This window comes from Acinetobacter sp. HR7, from assembly GCF_000773685.1.
GTDB classification, from domain to species: Bacteria; Pseudomonadota; Gammaproteobacteria; order Pseudomonadales; family Moraxellaceae; genus Acinetobacter; species Acinetobacter thermotolerans.
In genome coordinates this window covers 1-1,114 of the sequence record NZ_JPQO01000203.1, presented here as the reverse complement: position 1 = coordinate 1,114, position 1,114 = coordinate 1, and the positions used below count along the sequence as shown (strand labels likewise).

Below are 1,114 nucleotides of genomic sequence, written 5' to 3'. Positions count from 1 at the left end.
TGCCAGTCAGTTAAGAGATTGACTGGCATTTTTTTGGGTATTTCTGTGGTTTCCCTTTCACAACTCGTGGGTAGTTTCTACTTCTTTTTTTCGGTAAAACATACCTTTTAGATTTTTCCATTAAACTTTCTAGATGTTTAGGCAAATTGCCTGCGGAAGCCAAAGAATCAAACTTCAATAGGTTAAGGATAGCAATAGAGGTAATATGAAAGCTCATTCTCAAAGGACTGACTTTTGCACGTTGAGCCATATATTTCATTTGTCTTCTTAGAATATTATAGGCAATAAAGACTCCCCATAACTCTTGATAAATCAAGGTAGGTTGTTTACTCCTTAAATGCTTCCCTTCCTGTAAGTTACTCTTGATTTCTCGGTAACACATTTCTATTTCCCAACGCTGGGCATAGAGTTTTGCTAAAGCTAATAATGGATATCTCTTTGAATCTATTAGTGAAGTGATATAACGTCTAATCTTACCTGCCTGCTCAACCTCAATGAGACGTGCTTCCCAATAATCTCCTAAGGCTGGATTAAGTTTTTTAGCTCTTGTTGATATCGGCATTCTAATATGAAAGTCATGTTGCGAATTACGCTCCACAATCTCATACCGTAAATTATCTTTTGCACGCATAAGCCAATGACTTTCTTCTGCACGTTTTTGCCACCCGATGAGAAAATCTGCAGAGAAATAGGCTCGATCAAATAGGGTAATACTGTGTGAACAAGGAGATAATTGGCTTGCCAGTGTGAGTTCACCTTGATCCATACTGCCTATTTGAGCATCTATAATTTCATGGGTCGCGGTATTTACTAAGCAGGTTGCTCTCACTTGTGGATAAGGAGCATCAGCAGTTTTTCCTTTAGATGAACCAAAGTGTGCAAAATTCTCATCTGTATAAGGCATAGACCAAACAACACCATCAACAGCGCACACACTCAGACCGTGAAAGTTTGAGTATTGCTGCTGAGATTCTTCAAACCAGGCTTGGCTAAGTAAAGAAAATAGCGCATTTAAAGGTTCTGATCCTAAACGTTGTCGTGCTTGTACTACTTAAGCATCCGGCTAACACAGCCTTACCAAGCGATCCTATAAGCCTTAATTTAGTCCCCACTT

The 1,114-nt window shown here is 39.0% G+C and carries 1 pseudogene; it reads right to left on the bottom strand.

Annotated features, from left to right (window positions below):
• Positions 1 to 10: 10 nt before the first annotated feature.
• Positions 11 to 1,048, bottom strand: a pseudogene (locus tag GW12_RS12520) (IS4 family transposase); the annotation flags it as partial.
• Positions 1,049 to 1,114 lie beyond the last annotated feature (66 nt).